The sequence below is a fragment of the Proteus vulgaris genome, from assembly GCF_023100685.1.
Lineage (GTDB): Bacteria > Pseudomonadota > Gammaproteobacteria > Enterobacterales > Enterobacteriaceae > Proteus.
Genome location: NZ_CP090064.1, coordinates 3,833,693 through 3,858,151 on the forward strand (window position 1 = coordinate 3,833,693; position 24,459 = coordinate 3,858,151).

Here is a 24,459-nt window from a genome sequence, read left to right on the forward strand (position 1 = left end):
TGAATAGTATGAGAGAGATCTGTGATTGGGGTCTAGATTTGATGAGTTAAATATAATTTGTAATTGAAGATGAATTAATAACAATGAAATAAATTTGAAACCAAGGCGTTATAAAGGTGTTATTTTTAAAAATAAAAAGGAGAGTCATTTTATTTAAATAATAAAAATAAAATCACTCTCTCTTTAATATAAATAGTCTCATCTCTCTTTAAGGTATAAATAAATCTTATCAATAATCATTGGTGTGATAATTTAAATTAAAATAATATAAAAATAAATACAATAATGATTAAAATTTATAACATCTAAATAAAAAACGTTTTAAATTACTTAACTTATTTTCTTGCTTATCAATTAAAGATGTTATTTACCTCGTCTCATTGGCATGGTTGAAGTCTGATTAAGCGTTAATCCTTTGGTTTCTGGCGCAAACAACACAGAAACTATCATGCCGAATAAAGAAATTGCGGCCCCCACTAACATCGTCGTATTAATCCCGTAAGTGGCAATAAAGGCAGGAAGCGCACAAGTTGAAATAACCGTACCAATACGGCTTATTGACATAATGACACCAACTGCCGATGCACGAATATCGGTTGGGAACAATTCATTAGGATAAAGCCATTGTAAAATTCCGGGGCCACCAGAAAAGAAGGCATAAGTCGCAAAGGCTAAGATAACAAATAAGATAGGTAAATCTGGGAAAACCCCTAGCACTAATAATGCCAATGTCATCATGGCAAAACTACCAATCAATAACGGACGTCGCCCTGTTTGATTTAACCAAAACATAGCAGGAATACATCCAAACATGAAGAATAGGCTAATCACCACATTACCCAGTGCCGCACTCCTTCCCGCATCCCATCCTAATAAACCGACAATCTGAGGTCCAAAGGTATAAATGGCAAACATCGGAATAACTTGGCAAGTCCAAATGACCGCAACAAAAAGCACGAAAGAAAAATGACGTTTATTAAATAGCTCGATAAAACGCGTTGTTTTGGCATTTTCAGCTTCAAAAACGACAGGTTCACCAAAAAGCTTTATCATCATTTCATTACACTCTTGAATACGCCCTTTGCGTATTAGCCAAAGCGGGGATTCAGGTAAATCAAAGCGACCAATTAAAATAATAACGCAAGGAATAAAAGCACTGCCCAACATCCAGCGCCAGCCATCTGCAACATCATATAAAAGATAACCGACTAAGTTGGCACATGTTGCCCCGATATACCACATTGCGGCAATAAAACCGACAGCAAAAGCACGTTGTTTTTTATTGGAAAACTCCGTGATCATTGACGTCGCAATGGGGTAATCAGCACCAATCACAATTCCAATAAGGAATCGCATCACCAATAGACCCACTGGTGTTGACACAAACATCGTTGCAATCGAAATAAGCCCAATAGCCACAATATCAACGAGGAACATTTTGCGACGACCCACTTTGTCACAAATATAACCAAAAAGTGATGTGCCAATAAAAAGCCCTGCTAATGTTGCCGCACCAAGCAGCCCAATCCATCGTGTATCAAGCTGTAATAACGGTGTGAGTTGCTCTAATGCCACACCGATGATCACTAATACATAGCCATCAAGAAAAGGGCCACCACTCCCCCATAACATCACCCGACGATGTACAGAGGTAAAACGAATATCATCAAAGTTTCTGGGTTGCATGACTGCGTCCTGGTATTTTTTCTAAATAAAGCAAAAAAAGAAAAGCTCCCAGGCCGGAGCAGCGCTGGGAGAAAAGTAGCGATACATCATCCGTAACGATATTCCACGCCAAAAGTTCCGCGTGGGTATTCCCATTTTTCAAGCGCACTATCTAAACCAAGAATTCGACACGTTCCACACTCTAAGCACCCTGCATAATCAAAACTGATAGTGCCATCTTCTTGTTTTTTATATAGACCTGCAGGACAAGCTTTGACTAAGGTTTCCAATACCTGCATATCAGGTTGCTCTTTAACGACGATATGTGGATTTTCTTCATCGACATTAAATTTATTGATGCCTAGTTTGACATCGACATTTACGGGAGAACTCATATTGCTTTTACTCCTTTGATCCCATCTTTGATCAGATTCATCCAACCGACTTTTTTGGTATGACGCATCATGGTTTTACGCATTGGTACGGGGGCTTCACCCGTAACGGTAAAGAGATCTTTCGCGATACCAACGACCATTTCAGGATAAGCAGTGAACATACGAGGATTATCAAGTAGATCAGGCATACGCTGATACGCTTTCATATCGCGCAACGGGCCATCTTCTAAATGTTTGAGATATTCATTAAGTGATTGTTTACTAAAATCATTTTTTGCCATAGCAGAAAGCATCGTTTTTGCAGCCGCTTCACCAGATGCCATCGCTAAATCCATTCCTCGGATAGTAAAGCCAAGGTTCATACACATCCCTGCTGCATCACCAGCAATTAATACGCCATCGCGTACTAATTCGTTTTGCATTCTTAAGCCCGCTTCTGGAACGACATGCGCACCGTATTCCACCATTTTTCCGCCCTCAATTAGCGGAGCAACAACGGGATGCTGTTTAAAATCTTCCAGCATTTGTGGTACTGATTTTTTCGCATCTTTAATATGGTGCAACCCACAAACAAGACCTAAAGAGAGCGTGGTTTTATTGGTATATAAAAAACCACCGCCCATCAATCCATCGGTAGGTGATCCTGCAAATAACCAAGCCGCGCCTTCGTTATCTTTTAGGTTAAAGCGATCTTTAATCACACTTTCAGGCAATTCGATGATCTCTTTTACACCTACTGCTACATTTTCAGCGGCAACACGTTTTGTCATCCCTAACTGTTCAGCTAAGATAGAATTCACACCATCAGCTAAAATAACGGCTTTGGCTTCTAACACATCACCATCAGCTTCCACACCAACAATCTTGCCATCACGTTCGACGAGCTTATCAACGCGAATACCTGTAATACATTGCGCACCGGCATTTTCGGCTTGTTCCATTAGCCATTGATCAAACTCACCACGTAATACAGACCAAGAAGCCGTTTTGGGGTTATTCCCTTCGGCATTTTGGTAATCAATTGTCATTGCACCGGCTTCAGTCATAAACGACAATTTTTCGTGAGTAATAACGCGTTCAACAGGTGCTTCTTGCGCAAACTCAGGAATGATGCGTTCAAGAGTATGTGCATACATACGACCACCGGTTACATTTTTCCCGCCAGCGTAGTTACCTCTTTCTATTAGCAATACTTGTGCGCCTTCCCTTGCCAAAACAAGTGCAGCCACAGATCCTGCTAATCCTGCGCCAACAATAATGGCATCGAAAATATCTTCGGAATCGGACATAACATCTCCAGAATTTGCGATAAATGCAGAGAAGTCACCTTCTCTGCTTAAATAAATCAGTTAGATAATTGACGAGTTAATGCAGGTAAAATCTTCATTAAATCACCGACAATGCCGTAGTCAGCAAATTGGAAGATAGGGGCATTTTTGTCTTTATTAATAGCAACAATAGTTTGTGCGCCATTAGCGCCGACCATATGTTGAATTTGTCCTGAAATACCCGCAGCTAGGTAGAGTTCAGGTTTCAGCATCAGGTTAGAAATACCGACATAGCGTTCGTGCTCCATCCATTTCTCATTTTCAGCAACAGGACGAGAACACGCGATTTCAGCACCAATGGCTTTCGCTAGCTCTTCTGCAATAGCGATATTTTCTTTACTGCCAATACCGCGACCTACACTGACAACAAAACGCGCTTTATCTAAATCAACCGCATTGATTGCGCGCGGTTGAACTGAATTACGAACGATGGTTTGAGCGGGAGCAATCCATGCCACTTTTTGTGCATTACCTGCCGCACTTGTTTCTGGTGCAACATCAAAAGCACCGACACTTGCAGTCACTACGCAATAAGGGGTTTTCAGGGTTTCATCACCAAAGGCAAGACCCCCGTAAACCATGTGTTTTGTTACTAATGCATCACCGTCTACTTTTAAAGATTGTGCGTCATTAGAAACAACCGCCGCTAAACGATGACCCAAACGTGCTGCGAGTAATTTTCCGCGACGTGTATTAGGTAATAGCACTAAACCTGCATCACCTTTTTGTTTGATGGTTTCAACCATGCTTTGTGCATAGTCTTCAATCATACGATCGTCAGGTTTACCTTCTAATTGGAAAACCTCAGTTGCCCCTAATTTAAAAGCAGCCACGCTTTGTTCATCATTCAATGTAAATACATTGATAGATTGTCCTAATGAAGAAGCGCCACCCACTAACTCTGGTAAACGGGAAAGTGCATCACTAAATACCCAAACAGTTGAAAACTGGCTCATAACTCCCCCTATTACTTAAGAATTTTACGTAAATGTTCTGCCAACTCAGCAATCTGATCGTCACCATCACCTTCAATAATGATGCGTTGACGCACTTTCTGTTTTGGTGCCGCAATTTTTTGCTCTGAACGCGCAGTAATCACATCCAGACCAAGATCGGCAACACTCCATTGCTGAACAGGTTTTTTGGCAGCGCCAAGAATGGCTTTCATCGAAGGAATTTGAGGTGTGTTAATATCAGTAGATACCGCAATTACAGCAGGTAATGGAATGGTCAGTGTTTCAATTTCATTTTCTAATTCACGCTCAACCGTAATTGAATCATTAGAGAGCGAAACAATTTTGTTAATACCATTGATTGCAGGGATATTTAAAATTTCCCCCACCAGCAAGCTAACTTGTTGTGAGCTGAGATCTGCAGAGCCATCACCACAAAGAATTAAGTCATAACCTTTTTTAGTGGCTGCAGCCGCCAGCGCAACCGCCGTTTGATAGGGTAAAGAGGCTTCAAATTGGTCATCAACCACAACCACTAAATCGTCAGCACCACGAGAAAGAACGTCTTTACGTGCTTTCGCATTTGTCAGTGCTTTACCACCAACACTCATTGCCGTGATTTGAATACCATCAAGTTGCGTCTTAAGCTGATTAGCGGCTTCAATCGCATTTAAATCATATTGGCTGATTTTGGTATTAGCGCGAGAAAAATCTAGCGAACTATCTGCGCTATTTACCGTAATATCCTGCTCATCGGGAACACTTTTGTAACATGTAATAATATTCATTACATCTCCTGAAATTAATAAATAATGTCATTTACTCTGGCAATGTAATATAGAATTAACATAATTAAGTGATTAAAAAATTAAACCTAGGTCACCAATATTGAACATTATTAAATAAAGAAGAGATAGCGTTCAATATTGCTTAATACATCACCAATATTGAAATTAGTTTTAATTGAAGGGTTCAACTTTCAATATTGCTACTTTGATCAACAATATTGAACATAATAAATATAATGGTATTTAACATTCAATATTGCCACTCAGATCAACAATATTGAAAGACGGAATATAACAAGCCGATTACATACAATTCAATATCAATAATTATCAACAAGTTATAATGAAAATAAAACGTTATAAAACGTAACATAAAATCGACAAAAAGAATAGTGTGAAGTGAATAACAGAATAGATTTCTTATAATATCCATCATTCTTCATCATTAATGGATTTGTAGATTAGCCAATGACTTTATTTTTCTATTATGATGAATCACCAATAGACAAAATATTCATAAATAAACTTAATTGTTTTATTAGTTATTAGGAATTAACACCACTTAAACTTCTGCGCTAAATATATTTGGAAAATTTACCTATGAGCAAAGATAATAAAAAGGCAGGAATAGAACCGAAGGTTTTTTTTCCGCCATTGATCATTGTTGGTATTTTATGTTGGTTAACGGTACGTGATCTTGATGCTTCAAATGAAGTGATTAATGCCGTATTCAGCTATGTTACCAATGTCTGGGGTTGGGCCTTTGAATGGTACATGGTTATCATGTTCGGAGGTTGGTTTTGGTTAGTCTTCGGTCGTTATGCCAATAAACGTCTTGGGGAAGACAAACCTGAGTTTAGTACCGCAAGCTGGATCTTTATGATGTTTGCGTCTTGTACATCAGCCGCCGTCCTTTTCTGGGGTTCGATTGAAATATACTACTACATTTCAAGCCCGCCTTTTGGAATGGAAGGTTATTCGACTCAAGCTAAAGAAATTGGTCTTGCTTACAGCTTGTTCCACTGGGGTCCTCTACCTTGGGCAACTTACAGCTTCCTTTCTGTTGCGTTCGCTTATTTCTTCTTTGTTCGCAAAATGGAAGTTATCCGCCCAAGTAGCACCTTAACCCCATTAATTGGTGAAAAACACGTTAATGGCATTGTTGGGACGATTATTGATAACTTCTATCTTGTTGCTTTAATTCTGGCAATGGGGACTAGCCTTGGTTTAGCAACACCGTTAGTCACTGAATGTATTCAATACTTATTTGGTATTCCTCATACTCTGCAATTAGATGCCATCATTATCTCTTGCTGGATCTTATTAAACGCGATTTGCGTGGCATTTGGTCTGCAAAAAGGGGTAAAAATCGCCAGTGATATTCGTACTTACCTGAGCTTCTTAATACTGGGTTGGGTATTTATCGTCGGTGGTGCGAGCTTTATCGTCAATTACTTCACAGACTCTGTTGGTACATTGATGATGTATATGCCTCGTATGCTGTTCTATACAGACCCAATCGGTAAAGGTGGATTCCCTCAAGGTTGGACGGTCTTCTATTGGGCATGGTGGGTTATTTACGCCATCCAAATGAGCATATTCTTAGCCCGTATCTCTAAAGGCCGTACTGTTCGTGAACTGTGTTTAGGTATGGTTACAGGCTTAACCGCAGGCACATGGTTAATTTGGACAATTCTTGGTGGTAACACCTTACAACTGATTGACCAAAATATTCTCAACATTCCACAACTAATTGAACAATACGGTGTACCTCGCGCCATTATCGAAACATGGGCGGCATTACCGTTCAGCACAGCGACAATGTGGGGCTTCTTTATCCTCTGCTTTATTGCCACTGTCACTTTAATCAATGCCTGTTCTTACACACTAGCAATGTCCACTTGTCGCTCTATGAAAGAAGGCTCTGAGCCACCTTTATTAGTGCGTATCGGCTGGTCTGTGCTGGTCGGTGTTATCGGCATCATTCTTCTAGCACTTGGAGGTTTAAAACCAATTCAAACCGCCATTATCGCCGGAGGATGCCCACTATTTTTCGTCAATATCATGGTCACCTTGTCCTTTATTAAAGATGCCAAAGTACATTGGAAAGACTGATCCGCTATACGCAAAGAATGACATATTAAGAGGTTATTAACATGGATTTTAGATTGAATGATGAGCAGGAACTGTTTGTTGACGGTGTCCGCGAATTAATGGCCAGTGAAAACTGGGAAGCTTATTTCGCACAGTGTGATCGCGAAAGCAAATACCCAGAACGTTTTGTCAAAGCCTTAGCGGATATGGAAATTGACAATCTGCTTATCCCTGAAGAGCACGGTGGCTTAAATGCAGGTTTTGTTACTGTTGCTGCCATCTGGATGGAATTAGGTCGTTTAGGTGCGCCAACTTACGTGCTTTACCAATTACCTGGTGGCTTTAACACCGTATTGCGTGAAGGGACTCAAGAGCAAATTGATAAAATCATGGCGTTCCGTGGTACAGGTAAACAGATGTGGAACTCTGCTATCACTGAACCGGGTGCAGGCTCCGACGTTGGTAGCTTACAAACCACTTATACCCGTAAAGATGGCAAAGTTTACCTTAACGGTAGCAAATGCTTTATCACCAGTAGTGCCTATACCCCTTATGTTGTTGTGATGAGCCGTGACTCAGCATCTCCAGATAAACCAATTTTTACTGAATGGTTTGTGGATATGAGTAAACCGGGTATTAAAGTCAACAAGTTAGAAAAACTGGGTTTACGCATGGATAGCTGCTGTGAAATCACTTTCGATAACGTTGAACTTGAAGAAAAAGACATGTTTGGCCGTGAAGGCAACGGCTTTAACCGTGTGAAAGAAGAGTTCGATCACGAACGTTTCTTAGTGGCTCTCACTAACTACGGTACCGCAATGTGTGCATTCGAAGATGCGGCTCGTTATGCCAACCAACGTGTGCAATTTGGCGAAGCTATCGGCCGTTTCCAACTTATTCAAGAAAAATTCGCTCATATGGCGATCAAACTCAATTCAATGCGCAACATGTTATATGAAACTGCATGGAAGAGTGACAACAACTTAATCACTTCTGGTGATGCAGCTATGTGTAAATACTTCTGTGCGAATGCGGCATTTGAAGTAGTTGATAGTGCAATGCAAGTGCTTGGTGGTGTTGGTATTGCTGGCGAGCACCGTATTTCTCGTTTCTGGCGTGACCTTCGTGTTGATCGTGTCTCTGGTGGTTCTGATGAAATGCAGATCCTGACATTAGGACGTTCAGTACTTAAACAGTATCGCTAATTAATCACGAAAACTCTCTCATCATTAGGTGAGAGAGTATTCATTAAACCACTTACGAGGTGACGCTATGACAGAACATTTACCAATGCCACAATTCGGCCCACTTTCAGGGGTTCGTGTTGTGTTTTCAGGAATTGAAATTGCAGGGCCATTTGCAGGACAAATGTTTGCAGAATGGGGTGCTGAAGTGATTTGGATTGAAAACGTTGCATGGGCTGACACCATTCGCGTTCAACCTCACTACCCTCAACTTTCTCGCCGTAATCTTCATGCACTATCGTTAAATATCTTTAAAGACGAAGGTCGTGATGCGTTCTTAAAATTAATGGAAACCACTGATATCTTTATCGAAGCCAGTAAGGGCCCAGCCTTTGCACGTCGCGGTATTACAGATGAAGTATTATGGGAACATAACCCTAAATTAGTTATCGCCCATTTATCGGGTTTTGGTCAATATGGCGATCCGCAATATACCAACCTACCCGCTTATAACACCATCGCTCAGGCTTTCAGTGGTTACCTTATTCAAAACGGTGACAAAGATCAGCCAATGCCAGCCTTCCCTTATACCGCAGACTATTTCTCAGGGATGACCGCAACCACTTCGGCGTTAGCGGCACTGTATAAAGTTCAACAAACAGGTAAAGGCGAAAGTATTGATATTGCTATGTATGAAGTGATGTTGCGCATGGGGCAATACTTCATGATGGATTATTTCAATGGTGGAGAAATCTGCCCTCGAATGACCAAAGGGAAAGATCCGTACTATGCAGGCTGTGGGCTTTATCGTTGCCAAGATGGTTATATCGTGATGGAAGTTGTCGGTATCACTCAAATTCAAGAAATTTTCAAAGATATCGGACTTGCTCATCTGCTTGGTACACCTGAAGTACCAGAAGGCACTCAACTTATTCACCGTATTAACTGCCCTCATGGCCAATTATTTGAAGACAAGTTAGATGAATGGTTAGCCAAACAACCCATCACTGAAGTACTTAAACGTCTTTCAGAACTTAATATTGCCAGCGCCAAAGTGCTGACTATTCCTGAGCTTGAAGACAATCCGCAATATGTCGCGCGTGAATCGATCACCGAATGGCAAACCATGAATGGAGAAACCTGCAAAGGACCAAACGTGATGCCGAAATTCAAAAATAATCCGGGAAAGATCTGGCGTGGAATGCCATCTCACGGCATGGACACTGACGCGATTTTGAAAAACATCGGTTATAACGACGAACAAATCAGGGGGCTAGTCGATAAGGGGCTGGCTAAAATCGAAAAGTAATACCGTTAAATTCAGATAGCACATAGGTAGAAAATGCATCTGAACTCACGGCAAAAGAATAGGGTAACAGTTTAATGGATGTGATTGGCAAACAAAACTTACGTCAAATGTGGGATGATTTAGCAGAGGTTTTTGGCAAAAAAACAGCGCTAATTTTCGTATCCGCACAAGGACAAGAGAGACAATTTAGCTACAGTGAATTAAATGAAGAGATCAACCGAACCGCAAATCTTTTCCATGCTGGTGGCATAAAAAAAGGCGACCATGTTGCCTTGCATCTTGATAACTGCCCTGAGTTTTTCTTTTGCTGGTTTGGCTTGGCAAAAATTGGTGCTGTCATGGTGCCCATTAATGCGCGCTTTATGTATGAAGAGAGCGCATGGATAATCAATCACTGCCAAGCTCATTACGTGGTAACTCGCGATAATTTCTATCCTATTTACCAACCTATGTTGCAGGATGAACAATGCCCTTTAACGCAACTGTTTTTAATAACAGAAAACAGTCCGCCTGCTGAAAAAGGGGTTATCGACTTTTTAAAAGAGAAAGCCAAGCATCCTGTTACGCTTAATCATCACACACCATTAAGTGTAGATGACACTGCTGAAATTCTTTTTACCTCAGGAACAACTTCTCAACCCAAAGGCGTTGTTATTACACACTATAACTTACGCTTTGCGGGTTATTACTCATCATGGCAAAACGCATTACGTGAAGACGATGTTTATCTCACCGTTATGCCTGCCTTTCATATTGATTGCCAATGCACCGCATCTCTCGCGGCATTTTCTGTAGGTGCGACATTTGTCCTACTCGAAAAATACAGTGCTAGAGCTTTTTGGAAACAAATCCTTAAGTATCAAGCGACGGTGACGGAATGCATTCCCATGATGATGAGAACCTTAATGGCACAACCAGTTTCATCCGAAGAAAAGCAACACAAATTACGCGAAGTAATGTTCTACCTCAATCTCGCAGATGAAGAAAAAGACGCTTTTATTGAGCGCTTTAACGTGCGATTGCTCACCTCTTATGGCATGACAGAAACTATCGTTGGTTTAATTGGTGATAGACCCGGAGATAAACGCCGTTGGCCATCAATTGGTAGACCGGGTTTTTGTTATCAAGCTCAAATCAGAGACAAACAAAACCACGAAGTGCCTGATGGCGTTGTGGGTGAAATCTGCGTAAAAGGCGAGCCTGGAAAAACCTTATTCAAAGAGTATTACAACCGACCCGATGCCACAGCAAAAGCGCTAGAGCCAGAAGGTTGGTTACATACTGGTGATTATGGTTATCGTGACGATGAAGGCTTTTTCTATTTCGTTGATCGCAGTTGCAATATGATCAAACGTGGTGGCGAGAATGTCTCTTGCGTTGAGATTGAAAATATCATTTCTTCACATCCTAAAATTCAAGATGTCGCCGTAATTGGAGTGCCTGACAACATTCGTGATGAAGCAATTAAAGCCTTTGTGGTACTGGTTGAAAATGAAACCTTGAGTGAAGAAGAATTCTTCCATTTCTGTGAGCAAAATATGGCGAAGTTTAAAGTTCCCAGCGCAGTTGAATTTAGAGAGGGCTTACCACGTAATTGCTCCGGAAAAGTGATTAAAAAGCATTTGAAATAAGGCATAGGTAGGTTCAACCACAACTTAATAACCTCAATCATAAATGCTTATTTTTGATGATGAAAAGGAATACAACATGAGCCAATCATTACACCTAACAACGCGTGGTTCAGTACTTGAAATTGTATTAGATAGGCCAAAAGCCAATGCTATTGATGCGAAAACCAGTCATGAAATGGGCGAAGTTTTCCTACGTTTTCGTGATGATCCCAACCTACGTGTCGCGATTATTACAGGTGCAGGCGAACGCTTTTTCTCGGCAGGATGGGATTTAAAAGCAGCGGCTGAAGGTGAAGCCCCTGATGCTGATTTCGGTGCAGGCGGTTTTGCTGGTTTAACTGAGCTTTTCAATCTAGATAAACCTGTTATTGCCGCCGTTAACGGCTATGCTTTTGGTGGTGGATTTGAATTAGCACTCGCTGCCGACATGATAGTGTGTTCAGACAACGCTTCTTTTGCGTTACCTGAAGCACAACTAGGCATTGTGCCAGATAGTGGTGGCGTATTGCGTTTACCTAAACGTTTACCTCCGGCTATCGTCAATGAAATGCTAATGACCGGCCGTCGTATGAATGCGGACGAAGCATTGCGTTGGGGCATTGCAAACCGTGTTGTTAGTTCTGCTGAATTAATGGATAGCGCTCGTGAACTCGCAGATCAAATCGCCAATAGTGCCCCACTGGCTGTTGCAGCATTAAAAGAGATTTATCGTGCCACTAGCGAACTTTCTATTGAAGAAGGCTATAAATTAATGCGCAGTGGTGTATTAAAACATTATCCAAGTGTTCTCCATTCAGAAGATGCCACAGAAGGGCCACTTGCCTTTGCTGAGAAACGAGCACCTGAATGGAAAGGTCGATAATTATTTAGTGTTTCGATAATACAACAAAGAGGAAAACAGATGAATATCTACGCGTTTGAAGGCCTTGTCCCTGTGGTTCATCCAACAGCTTATGTTCATCCATCTGCAGTATTAATTGGTGATGTGATTATTGGTGCAGGAGTTTATATCGGCCCATTAGCCTCACTCAGAGGGGATTATGGGCGCTTGATTGTTGAAGCAGGCGCTAACCTTCAAGACGGTTGTATCATGCACGGTTATACCGATATGGATACCATTGTTAGAGAAAATGGACATATTGGGCATGGTGCAATTCTCCATAGTTGTATTATCGGGCGTGACAGTTTAGTGGGTATGAATAGCGTGATTATGGACGGTGCAGTGATTGGTGAAGAAAGTATTGTTGCCGCGATGAGCTTTGTGAAAGCAGGCTTTCAAGGACAACCTCGGCAAATGCTGATTGGCAGTCCTGCGAAACATGTGCGTGATATTACTGATAATGACATGGAATGGAAGCGTATGAACACACGCGAATATCAAGACTTAGCGGTGCGTTGTCGTCAAAGCTTAGTCGAAACCACACCTTTAACGGCACCTGAGCCTAATCGTCCACGTTTACGAGGCACAACCGAAGTGAAACCAAAAGGTCAGTAACAAACAGCGACAGGCGTTATACGCGCCTGTCGTCATTGTTCTTTTTTCAACCTGCAACTTAATCAGTCACGTTATCGTCGTTGTGATTTTGATAACATCCATTGCCATTTTTGTTCATGGTTTAACCCATGAGGGATCATGGATGCTAATTTCTCAGGAGAACTTTGACTACTTTTACCTTGAACATGGCCTTTTAAGCGTGAATAAAGTTGAGGATCGATATGACTCACTTTGATCATTCGTTGGCATTGGCATCCTCTGCCTTCAAGCTGATTAGGGACACTTTTCGTTTCACATTCAATTTCTTTTACATCAGAAAGAATATAAGAAACGATATTAATCGCATTACATTGAGGAATATCGAATTTTGTTGCAATTTCTTTCGCACTTACCCAACGTTCTTGCGCTTGAACCCAGTCAGCAATTGATAGATAAAGTGGCTTATTCATGTATTCTTCGCACATATTTACTCCAGTATCACAAATAAAGTTTTATTTATCGCTAAATAAAGATAATAACTGTATATGTTAATTATCATTGCACCGCGGAGTATCGGTTTTCCCTGTTAATCTGGTAAGTTAACAACCCCATCAATATAATATTTAGTTTATTCTTAACAACCAAACTCTTTAATTAACACACTTGTCACAATTTGTTATTTTATTATTAAAGCCAAAGCAATAACAATTAAACCGAGTAAAAACAAAAAATTAATTAAATATTAAAATATAAAATAGCTTTTAGAGAAAAAATAACAATTCATTGATAAATAAACTATTTTTCACAAAAAAATAAAAAATAGATAGATTATATTAATAATCCATTTATAGACTAAGATTATAGTAATAGATCTAAATTTAGATTGCCAGAAAGGTGACTTATTATTAGATGTAAATCAATATTCTTTTATTTTAAGGCATCATAATCTAGTTATTAATACATTAGTAAAAGTGAAGATTAATATCTTAAATATCCCAAAACTGATAAATCAAGTGCTATATAGCGCTATAGCACTTAGTCTCATATTATTAATTTGATTATAAAAAACGACGTTCAAATGCGCCTTGCCAATCATCTGCAAATCTATTTACTGCATCATCGACAACCGGTGAGCGAATAATTGAGTAAGCAAGTTCAATCGGTAATGTCACCGAAGAAGCCCCAGCTAATAAACAATCAACAACCTGACGGGGTGTTTTAAAGCTCGCAGCTAAGATTTTCGTCGGTAAATTATGCATGGTAATCAGTGTTTGTAACTCTTTTACTACTCTTACCCCATCAGAGCCTTGTCTATCCATACGATGCACATAAGGGGCTATATAATCTGCCCCTGCTAAAGCTGCCATTAATCCTTGTGAGACACTGTAAATCGCGGTACCTAATACCAGCATATTTTTTTGTTTCAATTGTTTAATGGCGACAAGTCCCGCTTCAGTAACTGGGATTTTAATCACGGTATTATCCGCGATATTGCCAATACGTAATGCTTCTTCAATCATGGTATCGACATCACTGGCAATAACCTGTGCAAATACCCGACCTTTTCCTCCCATTGCCGCTTTTAATTCAGGCAACAGCGTTTCAATATCTTGTGCCGATTTAGCAATAATAGACGGATTGGTAGTGACACCTGCAATAGGAAGAACTTGAGAGAGTTTTCTGACTTCTTCGATATCCGCTGTATCTAAATAGATTTCCATAATCGCGCCTCAATGATGTGGTTTTTAAGCTAAATAATTATAGGTATAACGTAGAAAGTAGCATTGTGCGCGATGGATTTCTAGTCGATTCAATGAAAATAGCGCCCACACAAAGGCGCTATTGATTTAATTTCAATAATAAATAGCTATTATTTTCATTTAACAACTAAATAATTACCAATCTAAATTTAATATTCAATACCGGATTACATTTTAGATGAAATAATATATATACAATATCATTATTGATATTAAAAAATAATTTTATTTGATTTGACTATTTTTTAAATTCAGCATCAATAACTTGATAAAAAGCATTACCTGTATCCGCAATATCCCAAACACCTAAAATAATTTGATAACCTGCACGCTCTGGTATATTACAATTTATCTCTACGGTTTCTGTTGGTATTTTGCCATTATCATTTTGTTGGCAGAATGGTGTTAAATCAAAATCAGCACGGGTCAGTGGCTTATTTACATCCCACCCTGGTTTCGTAATAAAAAATCGCCATGATTCAGTGCTATGTTTAGCCGTTAATGTCCATTTAAACATATTTTCTCCACTTTTCATTGCCACTTTATGCCAACGATCCGCACTTTGTGCATTTAAAGCAGAAAAAGTCTCTTTCCCACCACTGGCAATTTGACCATCAGCAGGCCCATCTTTAGGAAATCCTTTAAATCCTTCAATTGATTGAGGTTCATACTGAATTGGTCCACAATTTTTATTTAAATTTCCTCCTTTTGATGAACAAAGGAAAGCTCTACTAGGAGGTACATCAATATATCCATGTTTTAATGTCACATCTGCTGACACGGTTGAAATAAAACTCGCTGATGATAGTAATAATGTTGCAGTAAATACCATAATTTTATTTTTCTTCATAATGAAACCTCAATGATTATTAAAAATTTTAAAATATAATGATTGTGTCAATCCCAATAGATATTAGTCAAAAATAGATAGTTGAATATGTATTTATTTATATTTGTGAGCAATATCGCCATTTAATTTAATATTAAAATGGAATTAAAACAGCTATTTAATATTTATTAGATATACAATTTATTATGGAAATGAAAATAAAACCTTAAAGCAAGATATAAAAAATAAGTATCCAACTGTATCTGACTATTAAAATTTATCAAACTTCATTATTTAAATAATTTTTAAAATGTATTTTTTTGAGAAAATAATCACATTTAAATTAACGATTATATATAGAAAAGTAGCATTATAAGAAAGGAGTTTAGTAGAAAAACATCTTCATTAAGATAGCGTTAAAAACTGTCAGAGCAATATATACATGTTGCCCTGACAAATTTTAAAATGCACTATTGTAGATTAGCCTCTTGGAAGCATATTAGCATTAATAATATAGCGATGAGACGAACCAAACTTCTCTGGATTATTCATATAAGAACTTCCTTCTGGTAAATATTGCAATGAAGTAATTTTCATCTTGTTATAAACAGGGAATGTCACTTCATCCTCACCTTTATAGACAGGCATAGAAACACCTAGATTTTCGGGTTCAAGATTAAAATGCCACATAACATTTGCGTTAGAAACATAACCTGACTTCGGTGTAGTTGCAGTAGACATTATAGAAACAGCAGAAACAGGAATATTTACTTGCTTTAATACTGCTTTCTCCTTGTTTTTAACTTCATCTACAAAATCCTTAAACCACGGGTAAGTTTCACTAATCGATAATCCATCACCTCGATATGTTGTTTTCTCATGAGTCTTAACATATTTAGGCCATTCTTCTTCCATTTTATTTAATTTATTTTGTAGATATAATACTTTCTGTTCATTAATATTTTCCTTTATTAATTGACGTTGAGATTTTTCATTAATACCTTGCCATTCATCAACAAACATTTTTATATTAGAAATATCGTTATAATGTTTAATTTTAGAGACATATAAAGTTCTAAAAAATCCCGTATAGTATGGATAATTTCCTCCTTGCTGATCCGATAATGCCGTACTATTAGCATTCTTTAATGGATCACCCCAAGTTTTCCGTGGTTTTGATATTGCCTGCATACCATCAGGTACTGGTGGTGGCAATGGTGCTCCCCCCATCATAGGCGGTGCTGGTGGTGCCATAGGCGGTGCTGGCGGTGCTGGTGGAATTGGCATTCGCCCATCAGGATCATGCATAGTCACAGGGTTATTACGCACCATTCGGTATAAATTAAGCCCATCAACCGTACCTGCGGGATCAGCACTTAACCAACGACCAAGCCAAGGTTGATAATAACGGTGGCCGTAGTAATAAAGTCCGGTGGAATCTTTCTCTTTCCCTGAATAACGGATCGTTTTGTAGTCAGCTTCTACCGCATTTTCGCTAGACCAAATTGCAGTGCCTCCATAAGGGTAATACTCTTCATAACTGATTAATTGCCCTTTACCATCAGTTTCTAATCCGCTGTTACCAATGCCATCATCATAGCTATAACGCAATGAATTATTTTCAATGCCTTGCGGTGATCCGATTTCCCAACATAATGCTCTGACTTTTGCACTAGTGCCTACCTGAATATGGACGACATCATATTTTTCTCTTGTCGGATATTCACCAAACTCCCAAACATCAATATTAGATAAGTAATGAGTAAGCACTTTCTCCAACTTATCAGACGAACCTTGCTTACGTCCTCTTAGTTTAGTGGCTCGCTGGCCTTCACTATCATATTGATAAGTTTCCCCCTCATAAATTGATCCGTTTTCTATTTTTCCATTTGTGGCTTCTAATTCATTACAATTATTCCAAAATAGCGTATCGCCATTCAGTAGTTTGGTTAAATTACCACTCTCATCAAAATAGCTATCCACATTTTGTGGATCTGCACATTGAGATTTCAATAAAGCACGATTGGTTTTATGAGAAACAATAATATCTTGAGTAAAACTTTGTTGTGCCGTCGGGGAGTTGTGACGAATTTGCGTTAAATTACCACCACGATCGTAAGTGTATAAGCGGGTGTAATTAGTATAACTTTGCGCATCTTTAGCGAATATTGTCACTGGTTGGGATTGCATCGAAGCAGGTGTTTGCTGATTGGCGGATTCTCGACCAGTAGCACTGACTAATTGATACAGAGAGTCATAAACATAACGATTTTCAGGTACCACTTTCTGATTACGCCAATAGCGAGTCGCTTCAGCGTCGTTTTTTAGTACAATAATATTCCCCACAGGATCATACTCATAACGCAGATCTTGCATGATCTTCGCCCCTAAAGCATGACCTTGAGGACGTTCTGTTTTGACCTGTAGTAAACGCTGTGTTTCTGCTTCATATTCATAAGTGGTCACTAGTCCATTACCGTGCTCTTCGCGTAATTTTTGCCCTGCCGCCGAATAGGTGAGTGAACATAAAACCTCTTGTTCTGATTTTCCTTTTAAGGTTAGCCACGATTGTTTAACAAAACCAGCAATATCATAGACAATACGGCGTTGATGACCTTTAGCATCTGTTTCTTTTAATACAGCCCCTGTGGCATCATGAGTGAGCATAGTTTTATAATTCTCCGCATGCTCCACTTGATTCATATCGTAACTGCCTTCCTCCCAATGTATATCATTACCAAAGTGAAATTTTCTGATGAAATAGGTATTTTTTCCTAATAAAGAAAACGTCTTAAATTCTTTTTTACCCGCAGTGTCATAATGAGCAATACATTTTCCTACACGATTATTATTAACTGATATTTCGTCGCTATTTGCCCATTTCAGCAGTTGTTTTACCTTACTACCTTCCTTAACTTTTTCTAAATTACGCACAAACTCAGGTTTACTATATTCATATGTAATCACAGTACCTTGGGCATTAATCTGCTGTGCAACAGTGCCTTCAATATCATTTAGATTAAAGTTATTTCCATTATCAACACATTGTGAAAGCGATAATGCACCACCTAAACTAATTGTTTGCTGAATATTGGGTTGAATAGAGGAGTCTGATTGCTGTGCTTCATACAATCTAGCATCAATACTGCGCTCTAAGTAACCACGAACATGATAGTGATGACGGATAATACGCTCATCGGTTTGGTTACTTGTATCTGGATGACGACAATAGTTAATTTCACGGATTGTTGATCCATGATTGTCATGAACCACCACAGTGGGTGTTCGTGTATATAATTGTTGATTTGACATATTTCTATAATTCCTTAGTTGATTTTCTTTTTAGCATCCAATTCGTTACTACTACGCTGATTTTTTAAAGCTAAAATTTCGGCAATAGCTTTTTTATCGGTATTACATTTTTCTAAAACCAATATTAAACGGGCCACATAATCAGGGTAATCTCCCCACACTTGCACATTAAAGAAGGGTGCAGAGCACGGCTGTAACAAATGTGAAGGAACAAATTTATCCGGCGCTTTAACGACGATTGAGGGTGTTCTGTTGCAACCGGATAACAGCATCAGGTACAGACTCATTAGCACAAGGCGTTTGAGCCAAAATCTGCCGTAATTCTTGTCGTATAACATGATTTTCTTCCTCTAAAAATTGTTGCTCCTTTTGTTGGTGCATTAATGCTTCAGACACTTGCTCAGCTTGCTCATGCCATTGAATTAATTGTGATTGCAATGTGCGTTGTTGATATTCAAGCTGGCTGTTTTGTTCTGATAGTCGATTGATTTGCTTATATTGATAACGAATAACCAGCAGAGTGAGAACAATAATAATTGCCACTCCACCTTTAACACCTAAACGTAAAAAAGTGCTTATATTCATGGATATGTCTCTCGACAAAGTTCGTAATGAGGGCCATCACGAAATGAAACCCAATCCCCCCCCCAATTAATTCGAGCATTCAATTGATAAGCAGCTTTTTTCATCGCTTTTGATACCGACTCGAATGCTGACCAATCTTGCCAAGGGATCTCTCCATTCACTAAGGGCACAATATCAACGGCATGACCTGTTAAATGGCGACTATTGAGTGTTTTGCTTTTACCTTCCTTCATTAGCTCTTTTTGTCGAGCTAATGAACGTACCCCTTCAATAACGACAAAGTCATATTCACTAAATGTCAGTGCCAAATTAACCACTTGGACTAAATCCTGATCCACACCTTCTAGGTTTTTTTGGCTACGCTGACTCAATGTATATATGCTCATTTAGGCTCCTTAAGGTTATTCACACCAAAAATCCGGTTCCACAACCAAATTAAAGTTGTGCTACCCATCGAGCCAAAAAGCCCTGCAATCATGTAAGACATATAACGACTTGCCCCACTTTCAAAACTTAATAATCCGCCTAATAATCCCGTAAAAACAGAGATCACTATTTGGCTGGTGATACCACACCAAGACCACTTAATTTGTTTTTGCCTAATTTCCATTAAATACCTCACGATACCTCCCCAGGCTGAAAATCCACCGATTATCATCCAAGCCAGTGCATCGCTTTCTGATGGGATCGCAACTAGCATAATAAAATTCCTAAATAATGCGGATTAAGCGACATCGCCAATTAATCCGCGTAATAAGCAATAAATAACTTACATTAAGGTGTCATTTTCATCTTCCTGAGCCACAAACCAAGGCGTTACTATCGTATTACGTTGATAGTTCTTTGCTGTGTTCACTTGATATAAGCGACCTAATGCATCGTAATAATGGGTATCCGCAAACCGATTCGATTGTGCAGAGCTATTGTTGATATAACGCCAATCATTGAGAAAATAAGGCTGATAAACTCGCTTTATATTTCCTTTATTGTCATATTCTGTTTCACCCGAAATAGCCCATCTTATCGGTGCATTTTTAACTTGGACGTGTTGCTCTCCACTCATCACCAACATACCCGTTTCGCTGCGCAAGAAAGCCTCTCCCGTTTCAACTCTCACGGAAGTTTGTAATAAGCGACCAAAACCATCACTAAACGCGATTTGTTGGCGGATTTGTTGTTGTGGATCGCTGTCATAACGATCAGTCATGATTTGCAATGCATGAGGAGGCAATTTTGCAGATGTTGACATCCAACTGTCTGTCACATACACAAAACCAGTGGCAATAGGCAGCGTTGATGTTAGCGCCAAAGCCCCATTAATGGTTGTTGGCATGATGCACGTTTTATCGCTATAGCCACTTTGTCTATCGTTTTCACGCCCCGAAAAACGTGTTGTTGTCACTCGGCCAAAACCATCAAAGGTTACTTGATGAATATTTTTATTTTCATCAGTAATAGAGTTAGGTGATAAAAAACGCCAATCATAAGTAAGATGGAAATCTTGTGTATTTAAAGGAGACTCTTTACCCATCAAAACACAGAATTGTTTATCCCATAGCAAAGTGTAATCACAAGAGAGTGCTGTTTTCTTGTACACGAGTGGTTTATAGAATTGCGCTAATGAACCGTAGGTTTTGATACCTAATAACGATTTCACCCACAGTTTTTTGCCTTTTTCTGGAACATCAGCAAATAAATACACTTTTTGCTGATAACCCGCATTTTCCATGACTTCATCCAGTTTTAAATGTGGATAAGGTTGTGAAATAGCTTTTGCGATTTCTTCATCGAGTTCGGCCGTTTCGCTAGAGGCTAAACGCGCAGGGAAATCAGGTTCTGCAAATGTGGCGTTACTGCTCGCATTCAGGTAAGCAAGTTGCTGTTGTCCTACAAATACGGATGCCGATTTTTGTGTGAGCAAATTATCAGTTGCTAATAATGCTTCGATACTTAAACCATCTTTAGGCTGTTTTTCTACGCCATATGTCCAGATATCTTGGCGACTTGTTGCTGTAACACCTAGTTGATAAACCTGCTTTTCAGGATGATTAATATGATGGCAAGTTTGACGTGATAAACCTAAGCGCAGCGTATGTTGTTGCTCATCATAACTGGATCCCCATAAAGTTTCTGGCAGGCTTTCATAATGTTGATAAGGATTTTCTGTGCCTTTAACTCGTCTTGGATAATCAATAGAAACTGTTTTAGAAATAAAACCATAACTATCTTGTTCTAAGATGATTTGTTGATGACAAGCAGGATCAGTCGCAATACGCTCATAGTGATATTGACGGCTTTCCACCACCGAAGGCATCACCACAGGCGAGCGCCCTTGCGTTTCAATTAGACGTACCTGCGCTCGTTGTTCTGTGACAGCATAAGGCACATTGGAAACAACAGAACTGTCTAGCCCATAGACCTCTTTTCGAAGTAATTGGCCTTGCAATCCACGCTCAAGCCAATAGGCTTGTTCTTGACGTACTGTGTTATCACAGATCTTTTCAGCACTTCCTTCACCTTGTGTAAAACGCGGTGAGAAATGAGGAAATGCCACACTGTCACCTTGCCAAAACTCATTATAAAGCTGAGCATCAACAATGGATTTACCGGTTGAAAACCATTGACGGGTTAACGCACTTGGCGTTTTATTCGTTGTATTTTCTTCACTTTTAAAAGACTCCGCATTTGTGGCTTCAACACAGCCAAAACCACGAAATTCTTTTTCTTTACCATCCCAGACACCATAACGATAATTGAAAAGCTGTGTTAACTGGCTTTGTGTAATTTCATCAACCGTTTCAATTTTCCAAAGCGTATGCAGAGGAAAAGGTAAATGACTCACCACTTTATTCTTACTTTGCTGCTGAGCTAATTTTTCGTCCAATCCATATTGAGCAGAACTACGATAGTGCAAGTTTTGGATCAGCCCCATATTGTTATTAATCGAGGTTAATAACCACGGTTTGTTATTTTGTAAAGAAAGCACCCAATGTTGCGGTGTTGGATAAGATTTTGTCAGCAAAATACTGGCAATACCTAAACCTTGAATATCCGCCACTTGCAGTTGGCTCTGGTTATCAAAACGCATACCTTTAGGTAATGGGATATCATCACCACGTACAAATTGATTACCACTTTGATTAAAATAAACTTCTAAATGAGTAGATTGGATATAAATGATGTCAGTTGTACCACTGCCATCTAAATCAGCTAAATAGAGTTGGTTAGGATTAAATTTAAGACGATCTGCCGAAAATCCCGCAATAGTGATTGGTGTGCTAAATTTACCCTCACCGAGATGTACCCAACAGGTTACTCCTTGATAATCCACTTTAATTAGATGTTGTTGACCAGAACCCAATACGTCACTAAATGCGACTAAAGCACGACGATTGATATTCTTAATCGGCAAGATCACACCTTCAGCCTGCATTATCTCTTTACTTTCTTTCCAACCTCGAACTGAGCCAGCATAAAGACGAATACTACGAGGACCAATCAAGGCAAGATCAGCAAAACCACTGCCTGTTAATGAGGTAATTTCAGCTCTAGGGTGAAAATATTCCACAGGTATGGCATCAAGTGGCACAAAATTAAGCCAATTCTCGGCTTTAGTATCATCCTGAGTGTAATAACCGTTTACATCACCTTGTGTGACTAGCCATTCTAATTTCCCATCACCTGTAACGTCTGTCAGCATAGCTGAACCTCGTAGTGATGGAATAACAGGGAGTTTTTTAGGGTTATCCCATGTTATAGCATTAGGATTTTGCTTATCTTCTTTTCTAATCGGTGCGCGATACCACCAAGCACCATGGTCTTGATACAACACCCCAGCAAGCCCTTCCCCAAATAAATCAACATACTGATAAGGCTGTTGTGGTGTAAAAGAAGCAAGCTCATCCAATGATTGCCACTGAGCTTGTTTTGTCGTACCAACCTGTTGCCAATCAAATTTTACAGGAGGCAATGTCACTAACGATTGTGTATCTTTATTGTCGTTAAACGCCGATTGTTGTGCAGAAACTAATATCGAACTAGCTCCAGACTCGGCATAAGTCAGTGTTAATCTAGCGACTAATTCTGGTGTTTCTGTCAGTGCTGTTTGTTTTTCTAAGCTTTCAATACGGTGATACATCAGCACTTGGCGACATAAACGGCGAGTACGGACTTCAAAACCGTAATGGAAAAGCGAAAAACAGTCTTGACGCAGTGTCCAGGATGAATTGCTCTGCCATTGAGGATAAGAGGCTAATGCACTGCTACGCTCACCATAATCAAACACCAAAGTAAATAAAGCATTTTTAGGTAATGTGTTATCAATTTTAGTACATGAAAGCGCGCGCTCTCCCACAGGGTTGCCATAATACACCTTCTCTAAATAGCGTTGTGTATTGGCATTTTTATGTGATTGAATTTCTTGTTTATCACAGCCTTGTTCATCTTCAGCGCGATAGTGATATTCAATTTGCTCACCCATCGCTGAAACCGAAGCATTGAGGTTCCATTGCGCAATATGTGCGCTGTTTTGGCTATCCACAATCTGTGCTGTGGTTTCATAACCGAATAAATGAACCTCACCATTTGCACTCAACATCACCCAAAATTGTTTTGGTATATTGGCAGAAGTATTAGCCTCATTTAATGACCAACACTCAAAACGACTAAAGCTTTTTTCAATACGAGAACGATAAGTTGTGACTTGGTATTGATGTGCAAGTTTTATGCCTAATAATGTATTACGTTGTGCCGTTTCAATTTCACCTTTCTTATTGATAATCGGTACAATCACTTCACCATCTGGCCCAACAAACTCATCTTGTTGAGTGTACGATGGCACACCTTTTGATGTACGACGGCGAATCGACATCGTACCGACAGACCAGCCAAAACCAAACGCACCATTGCCCGCTTGATTTTGATACGTTAAACCTAAAGAAGGGGCATAACCACGACCTTGGCTAATCGGTAATGGTAAGTTAAAAGTGGCTGCACCATCAGGGCCAACAGCACCCATGTTGCCCGTTAATCCTGTGACAGCCCCACCACCTTTCGGTAAATTCGGCGCATCAAAGGTCAATGTCTCTGAATTTTGCATGTAGAACTCCTGACAGGCTCCCTAAGGAGCCTGTAATTAATTAAGATTTAGATA

20 protein-coding genes are annotated in these 24,459 nt (G+C 39.5%); 6 read left to right on the plus strand and 14 right to left on the minus strand.

Annotation, left to right across the window (positions count from 1 at the left end; all coding sequences use genetic code 11):
• Positions 1–363: 363 nt before the first annotated feature.
• The 5 genes from LW139_RS18220 to fixA form a co-directional block, all read right to left on the minus strand.
• Positions 364–1,686 carry an MFS transporter gene (locus LW139_RS18220; protein WP_227336087.1) on the minus strand — a complete coding sequence of 441 codons (1,323 nt, stop codon included), beginning with the start codon at positions 1,684–1,686 and terminating at the stop codon, positions 364–366.
• Positions 1,687–1,772: 86 nt separating this feature from the next.
• Complete coding sequence (fixX, locus tag LW139_RS18225) at positions 1,773–2,060, minus strand: ferredoxin-like protein FixX (RefSeq protein ID WP_023582978.1); 288 nt, start codon at positions 2,058–2,060, stop codon at positions 1,773–1,775.
• Positions 2,057–3,349, minus strand: a complete 1,293-nt coding sequence (gene fixC, locus LW139_RS18230; RefSeq protein ID WP_227336088.1) for an FAD-dependent oxidoreductase FixC — start codon at positions 3,347–3,349, stop codon at positions 2,057–2,059. Before fixC ends, fixX begins: the two co-directional genes overlap by 4 nt.
• 56 nt (positions 3,350–3,405) lie before the next feature.
• Positions 3,406–4,344 (minus strand): FAD-binding protein, encoded by a 939-nt coding sequence (locus tag LW139_RS18235; protein WP_166539963.1) that lies wholly within the window; start codon positions 4,342–4,344, stop codon positions 3,406–3,408.
• Between the two features lie 11 nt (positions 4,345–4,355).
• On the minus strand, positions 4,356–5,129 hold the full coding sequence (fixA, locus tag LW139_RS18240; RefSeq protein ID WP_166539962.1) for a putative electron transfer flavoprotein FixA: 774 nt from the start codon (positions 5,127–5,129) through the stop codon (positions 4,356–4,358).
• A 600-nt stretch (positions 5,130–5,729) separates the two neighbouring features.
• Here fixA and caiT point away from each other — a divergent pair.
• The 6 genes from caiT (at position 5,730) to caiE (ending at position 12,842) form a co-directional block, all read left to right on the plus strand.
• Positions 5,730–7,244, plus strand: a complete 1,515-nt coding sequence (caiT, locus tag LW139_RS18245; protein ID WP_227336090.1) for an L-carnitine/gamma-butyrobetaine antiporter — start codon at positions 5,730–5,732, stop codon at positions 7,242–7,244.
• Between the two features lie 41 nt (positions 7,245–7,285).
• Positions 7,286–8,428, plus strand: coding sequence for a crotonobetainyl-CoA dehydrogenase (gene caiA, locus LW139_RS18250; protein ID WP_023582983.1), 1,143 nt, complete (start codon positions 7,286–7,288; stop codon positions 8,426–8,428).
• Positions 8,429–8,495: 67 nt separating this feature from the next.
• Positions 8,496–9,716: an L-carnitine CoA-transferase gene (gene caiB, locus LW139_RS18255; protein WP_166539961.1), complete on the plus strand. Its 1,221-nt coding sequence runs from the start codon at positions 8,496–8,498 to the stop codon at positions 9,714–9,716.
• 74 nt (positions 9,717–9,790) lie between these two features.
• Positions 9,791–11,347: a crotonobetaine/carnitine-CoA ligase gene (gene caiC / locus LW139_RS18260; protein WP_166539960.1), complete on the plus strand. Its 1,557-nt coding sequence runs from the start codon at positions 9,791–9,793 to the stop codon at positions 11,345–11,347.
• A gap of 76 nt (positions 11,348–11,423) precedes the next feature.
• The gene (gene caiD / locus LW139_RS18265; protein ID WP_109408364.1) at positions 11,424–12,209 is read left to right on the plus strand and encodes a crotonobetainyl-CoA hydratase; all 786 of its coding nucleotides are present in this window, start codon (positions 11,424–11,426) and stop codon (positions 12,207–12,209) included.
• 39 nt (positions 12,210–12,248) lie between these two features.
• Positions 12,249–12,842: a carnitine operon protein CaiE gene (gene caiE / locus LW139_RS18270; protein ID WP_247850351.1), complete on the plus strand. Its 594-nt coding sequence runs from the start codon at positions 12,249–12,251 to the stop codon at positions 12,840–12,842.
• Between the two features lie 71 nt (positions 12,843–12,913).
• Here the strand turns inward: caiE and caiF are convergent, their stop codons facing one another.
• The 9 genes from caiF to LW139_RS18310 all read right to left on the minus strand — a co-directional run bounded on the left by caiF (position 12,914) and on the right by LW139_RS18310 (position 24,405).
• On the minus strand, positions 12,914–13,306 hold the full coding sequence (gene caiF, locus LW139_RS18275; protein ID WP_109408366.1) for a carnitine metabolism transcriptional regulator CaiF: 393 nt from the start codon (positions 13,304–13,306) through the stop codon (positions 12,914–12,916).
• 573 nt (positions 13,307–13,879) lie between these two features.
• Entirely contained in the window at positions 13,880–14,542 is a 663-nt protein-coding gene (gene fsa / locus LW139_RS18280; RefSeq protein ID WP_109408367.1) for a fructose-6-phosphate aldolase, read from the minus strand.
• A 277-nt stretch (positions 14,543–14,819) separates the two neighbouring features.
• Positions 14,820–15,431 carry a lytic polysaccharide monooxygenase gene (locus tag LW139_RS18285; protein ID WP_247850352.1) on the minus strand — a complete coding sequence of 204 codons (612 nt, stop codon included), beginning with the start codon at positions 15,429–15,431 and terminating at the stop codon, positions 14,820–14,822.
• Between the two features lie 459 nt (positions 15,432–15,890).
• A complete protein-coding gene (locus LW139_RS18290; protein WP_247850353.1) occupies positions 15,891–18,722 on the minus strand; it encodes an RHS repeat domain-containing protein in 2,832 nt (943 codons plus the stop codon).
• 14 nt (positions 18,723–18,736) lie between these two features.
• Positions 18,737–19,060 (minus strand): Rz1-like lysis system protein LysC, encoded by a 324-nt coding sequence (gene lysC / locus LW139_RS20800; RefSeq protein WP_432652195.1) that lies wholly within the window; start codon positions 19,058–19,060, stop codon positions 18,737–18,739.
• On the minus strand, positions 18,951–19,307 hold the full coding sequence (locus tag LW139_RS18295; protein ID WP_166539956.1) for a DUF2570 family protein: 357 nt from the start codon (positions 19,305–19,307) through the stop codon (positions 18,951–18,953). Before LW139_RS18295 ends, lysC begins: the two co-directional genes overlap by 110 nt.
• Complete coding sequence (locus LW139_RS18300) at positions 19,304–19,693, minus strand: M15 family metallopeptidase (protein WP_166539955.1); 390 nt, start codon at positions 19,691–19,693, stop codon at positions 19,304–19,306. The genes LW139_RS18295 and LW139_RS18300 overlap by 4 nt, the downstream gene beginning before the upstream one ends.
• A complete protein-coding gene (locus LW139_RS18305) occupies positions 19,690–20,007 on the minus strand; it encodes a phage holin family protein (protein WP_166539954.1) in 318 nt (105 codons plus the stop codon). Before LW139_RS18305 ends, LW139_RS18300 begins: the two co-directional genes overlap by 4 nt.
• A gap of 69 nt (positions 20,008–20,076) precedes the next feature.
• Positions 20,077–24,405, minus strand: a complete 4,329-nt coding sequence (locus tag LW139_RS18310; RefSeq protein WP_247850354.1) for a SpvB/TcaC N-terminal domain-containing protein — start codon at positions 24,403–24,405, stop codon at positions 20,077–20,079.
• Positions 24,406–24,459 lie beyond the last annotated feature (54 nt).

What these genes read in the sequence shown, in the direction of transcription:
- LW139_RS18220 (WP_227336087.1), bottom strand. Translation starts at nt 1,686, where the DNA reads ATGCAACCCAGAAACTTTGATGATATTCGTTTTACCTCTGTACATCGT.
- fixX (WP_023582978.1), bottom strand. Translation starts at nt 2,060, where the DNA reads ATGAGTTCTCCCGTAAATGTCGATGTCAAACTAGGCATCAATAAATTT.
- fixC (WP_227336088.1), bottom strand. Translation starts at nt 3,349, where the DNA reads ATGTCCGATTCCGAAGATATTTTCGATGCCATTATTGTTGGCGCAGGA.
- LW139_RS18235 (WP_166539963.1), bottom strand. Translation starts at nt 4,344, where the DNA reads ATGAGCCAGTTTTCAACTGTTTGGGTATTTAGTGATGCACTTTCCCGT.
- fixA (WP_166539962.1), bottom strand. Translation starts at nt 5,129, where the DNA reads ATGAATATTATTACATGTTACAAAAGTGTTCCCGATGAGCAGGATATT.
- caiT (WP_227336090.1), top strand. Translation starts at nt 5,730, where the DNA reads ATGAGCAAAGATAATAAAAAGGCAGGAATAGAACCGAAGGTTTTTTTT.
- caiA (WP_023582983.1), top strand. Translation starts at nt 7,286, where the DNA reads ATGGATTTTAGATTGAATGATGAGCAGGAACTGTTTGTTGACGGTGTC.
- caiB (WP_166539961.1), top strand. Translation starts at nt 8,496, where the DNA reads ATGACAGAACATTTACCAATGCCACAATTCGGCCCACTTTCAGGGGTT.
- caiC (WP_166539960.1), top strand. Translation starts at nt 9,791, where the DNA reads ATGGATGTGATTGGCAAACAAAACTTACGTCAAATGTGGGATGATTTA.
- caiD (WP_109408364.1), top strand. Translation starts at nt 11,424, where the DNA reads ATGAGCCAATCATTACACCTAACAACGCGTGGTTCAGTACTTGAAATT.
- caiE (WP_247850351.1), top strand. Translation starts at nt 12,249, where the DNA reads ATGAATATCTACGCGTTTGAAGGCCTTGTCCCTGTGGTTCATCCAACA.
- caiF (WP_109408366.1), bottom strand. Translation starts at nt 13,306, where the DNA reads ATGTGCGAAGAATACATGAATAAGCCACTTTATCTATCAATTGCTGAC.
- fsa (WP_109408367.1), bottom strand. Translation starts at nt 14,542, where the DNA reads ATGGAAATCTATTTAGATACAGCGGATATCGAAGAAGTCAGAAAACTC.
- LW139_RS18285 (WP_247850352.1), bottom strand. Translation starts at nt 15,431, where the DNA reads ATGAAGAAAAATAAAATTATGGTATTTACTGCAACATTATTACTATCA.
- LW139_RS18290 (WP_247850353.1), bottom strand. Translation starts at nt 18,722, where the DNA reads ATGTCAAATCAACAATTATATACACGAACACCCACTGTGGTGGTTCAT.
- lysC (WP_432652195.1), bottom strand. Translation starts at nt 19,060, where the DNA reads ATGTTATACGACAAGAATTACGGCAGATTTTGGCTCAAACGCCTTGTG.
- LW139_RS18295 (WP_166539956.1), bottom strand. Translation starts at nt 19,307, where the DNA reads ATGAATATAAGCACTTTTTTACGTTTAGGTGTTAAAGGTGGAGTGGCA.
- LW139_RS18300 (WP_166539955.1), bottom strand. Translation starts at nt 19,693, where the DNA reads ATGAGCATATATACATTGAGTCAGCGTAGCCAAAAAAACCTAGAAGGT.
- LW139_RS18305 (WP_166539954.1), bottom strand. Translation starts at nt 20,007, where the DNA reads ATGCTAGTTGCGATCCCATCAGAAAGCGATGCACTGGCTTGGATGATA.
- LW139_RS18310 (WP_247850354.1), bottom strand. Translation starts at nt 24,405, where the DNA reads ATGCAAAATTCAGAGACATTGACCTTTGATGCGCCGAATTTACCGAAA.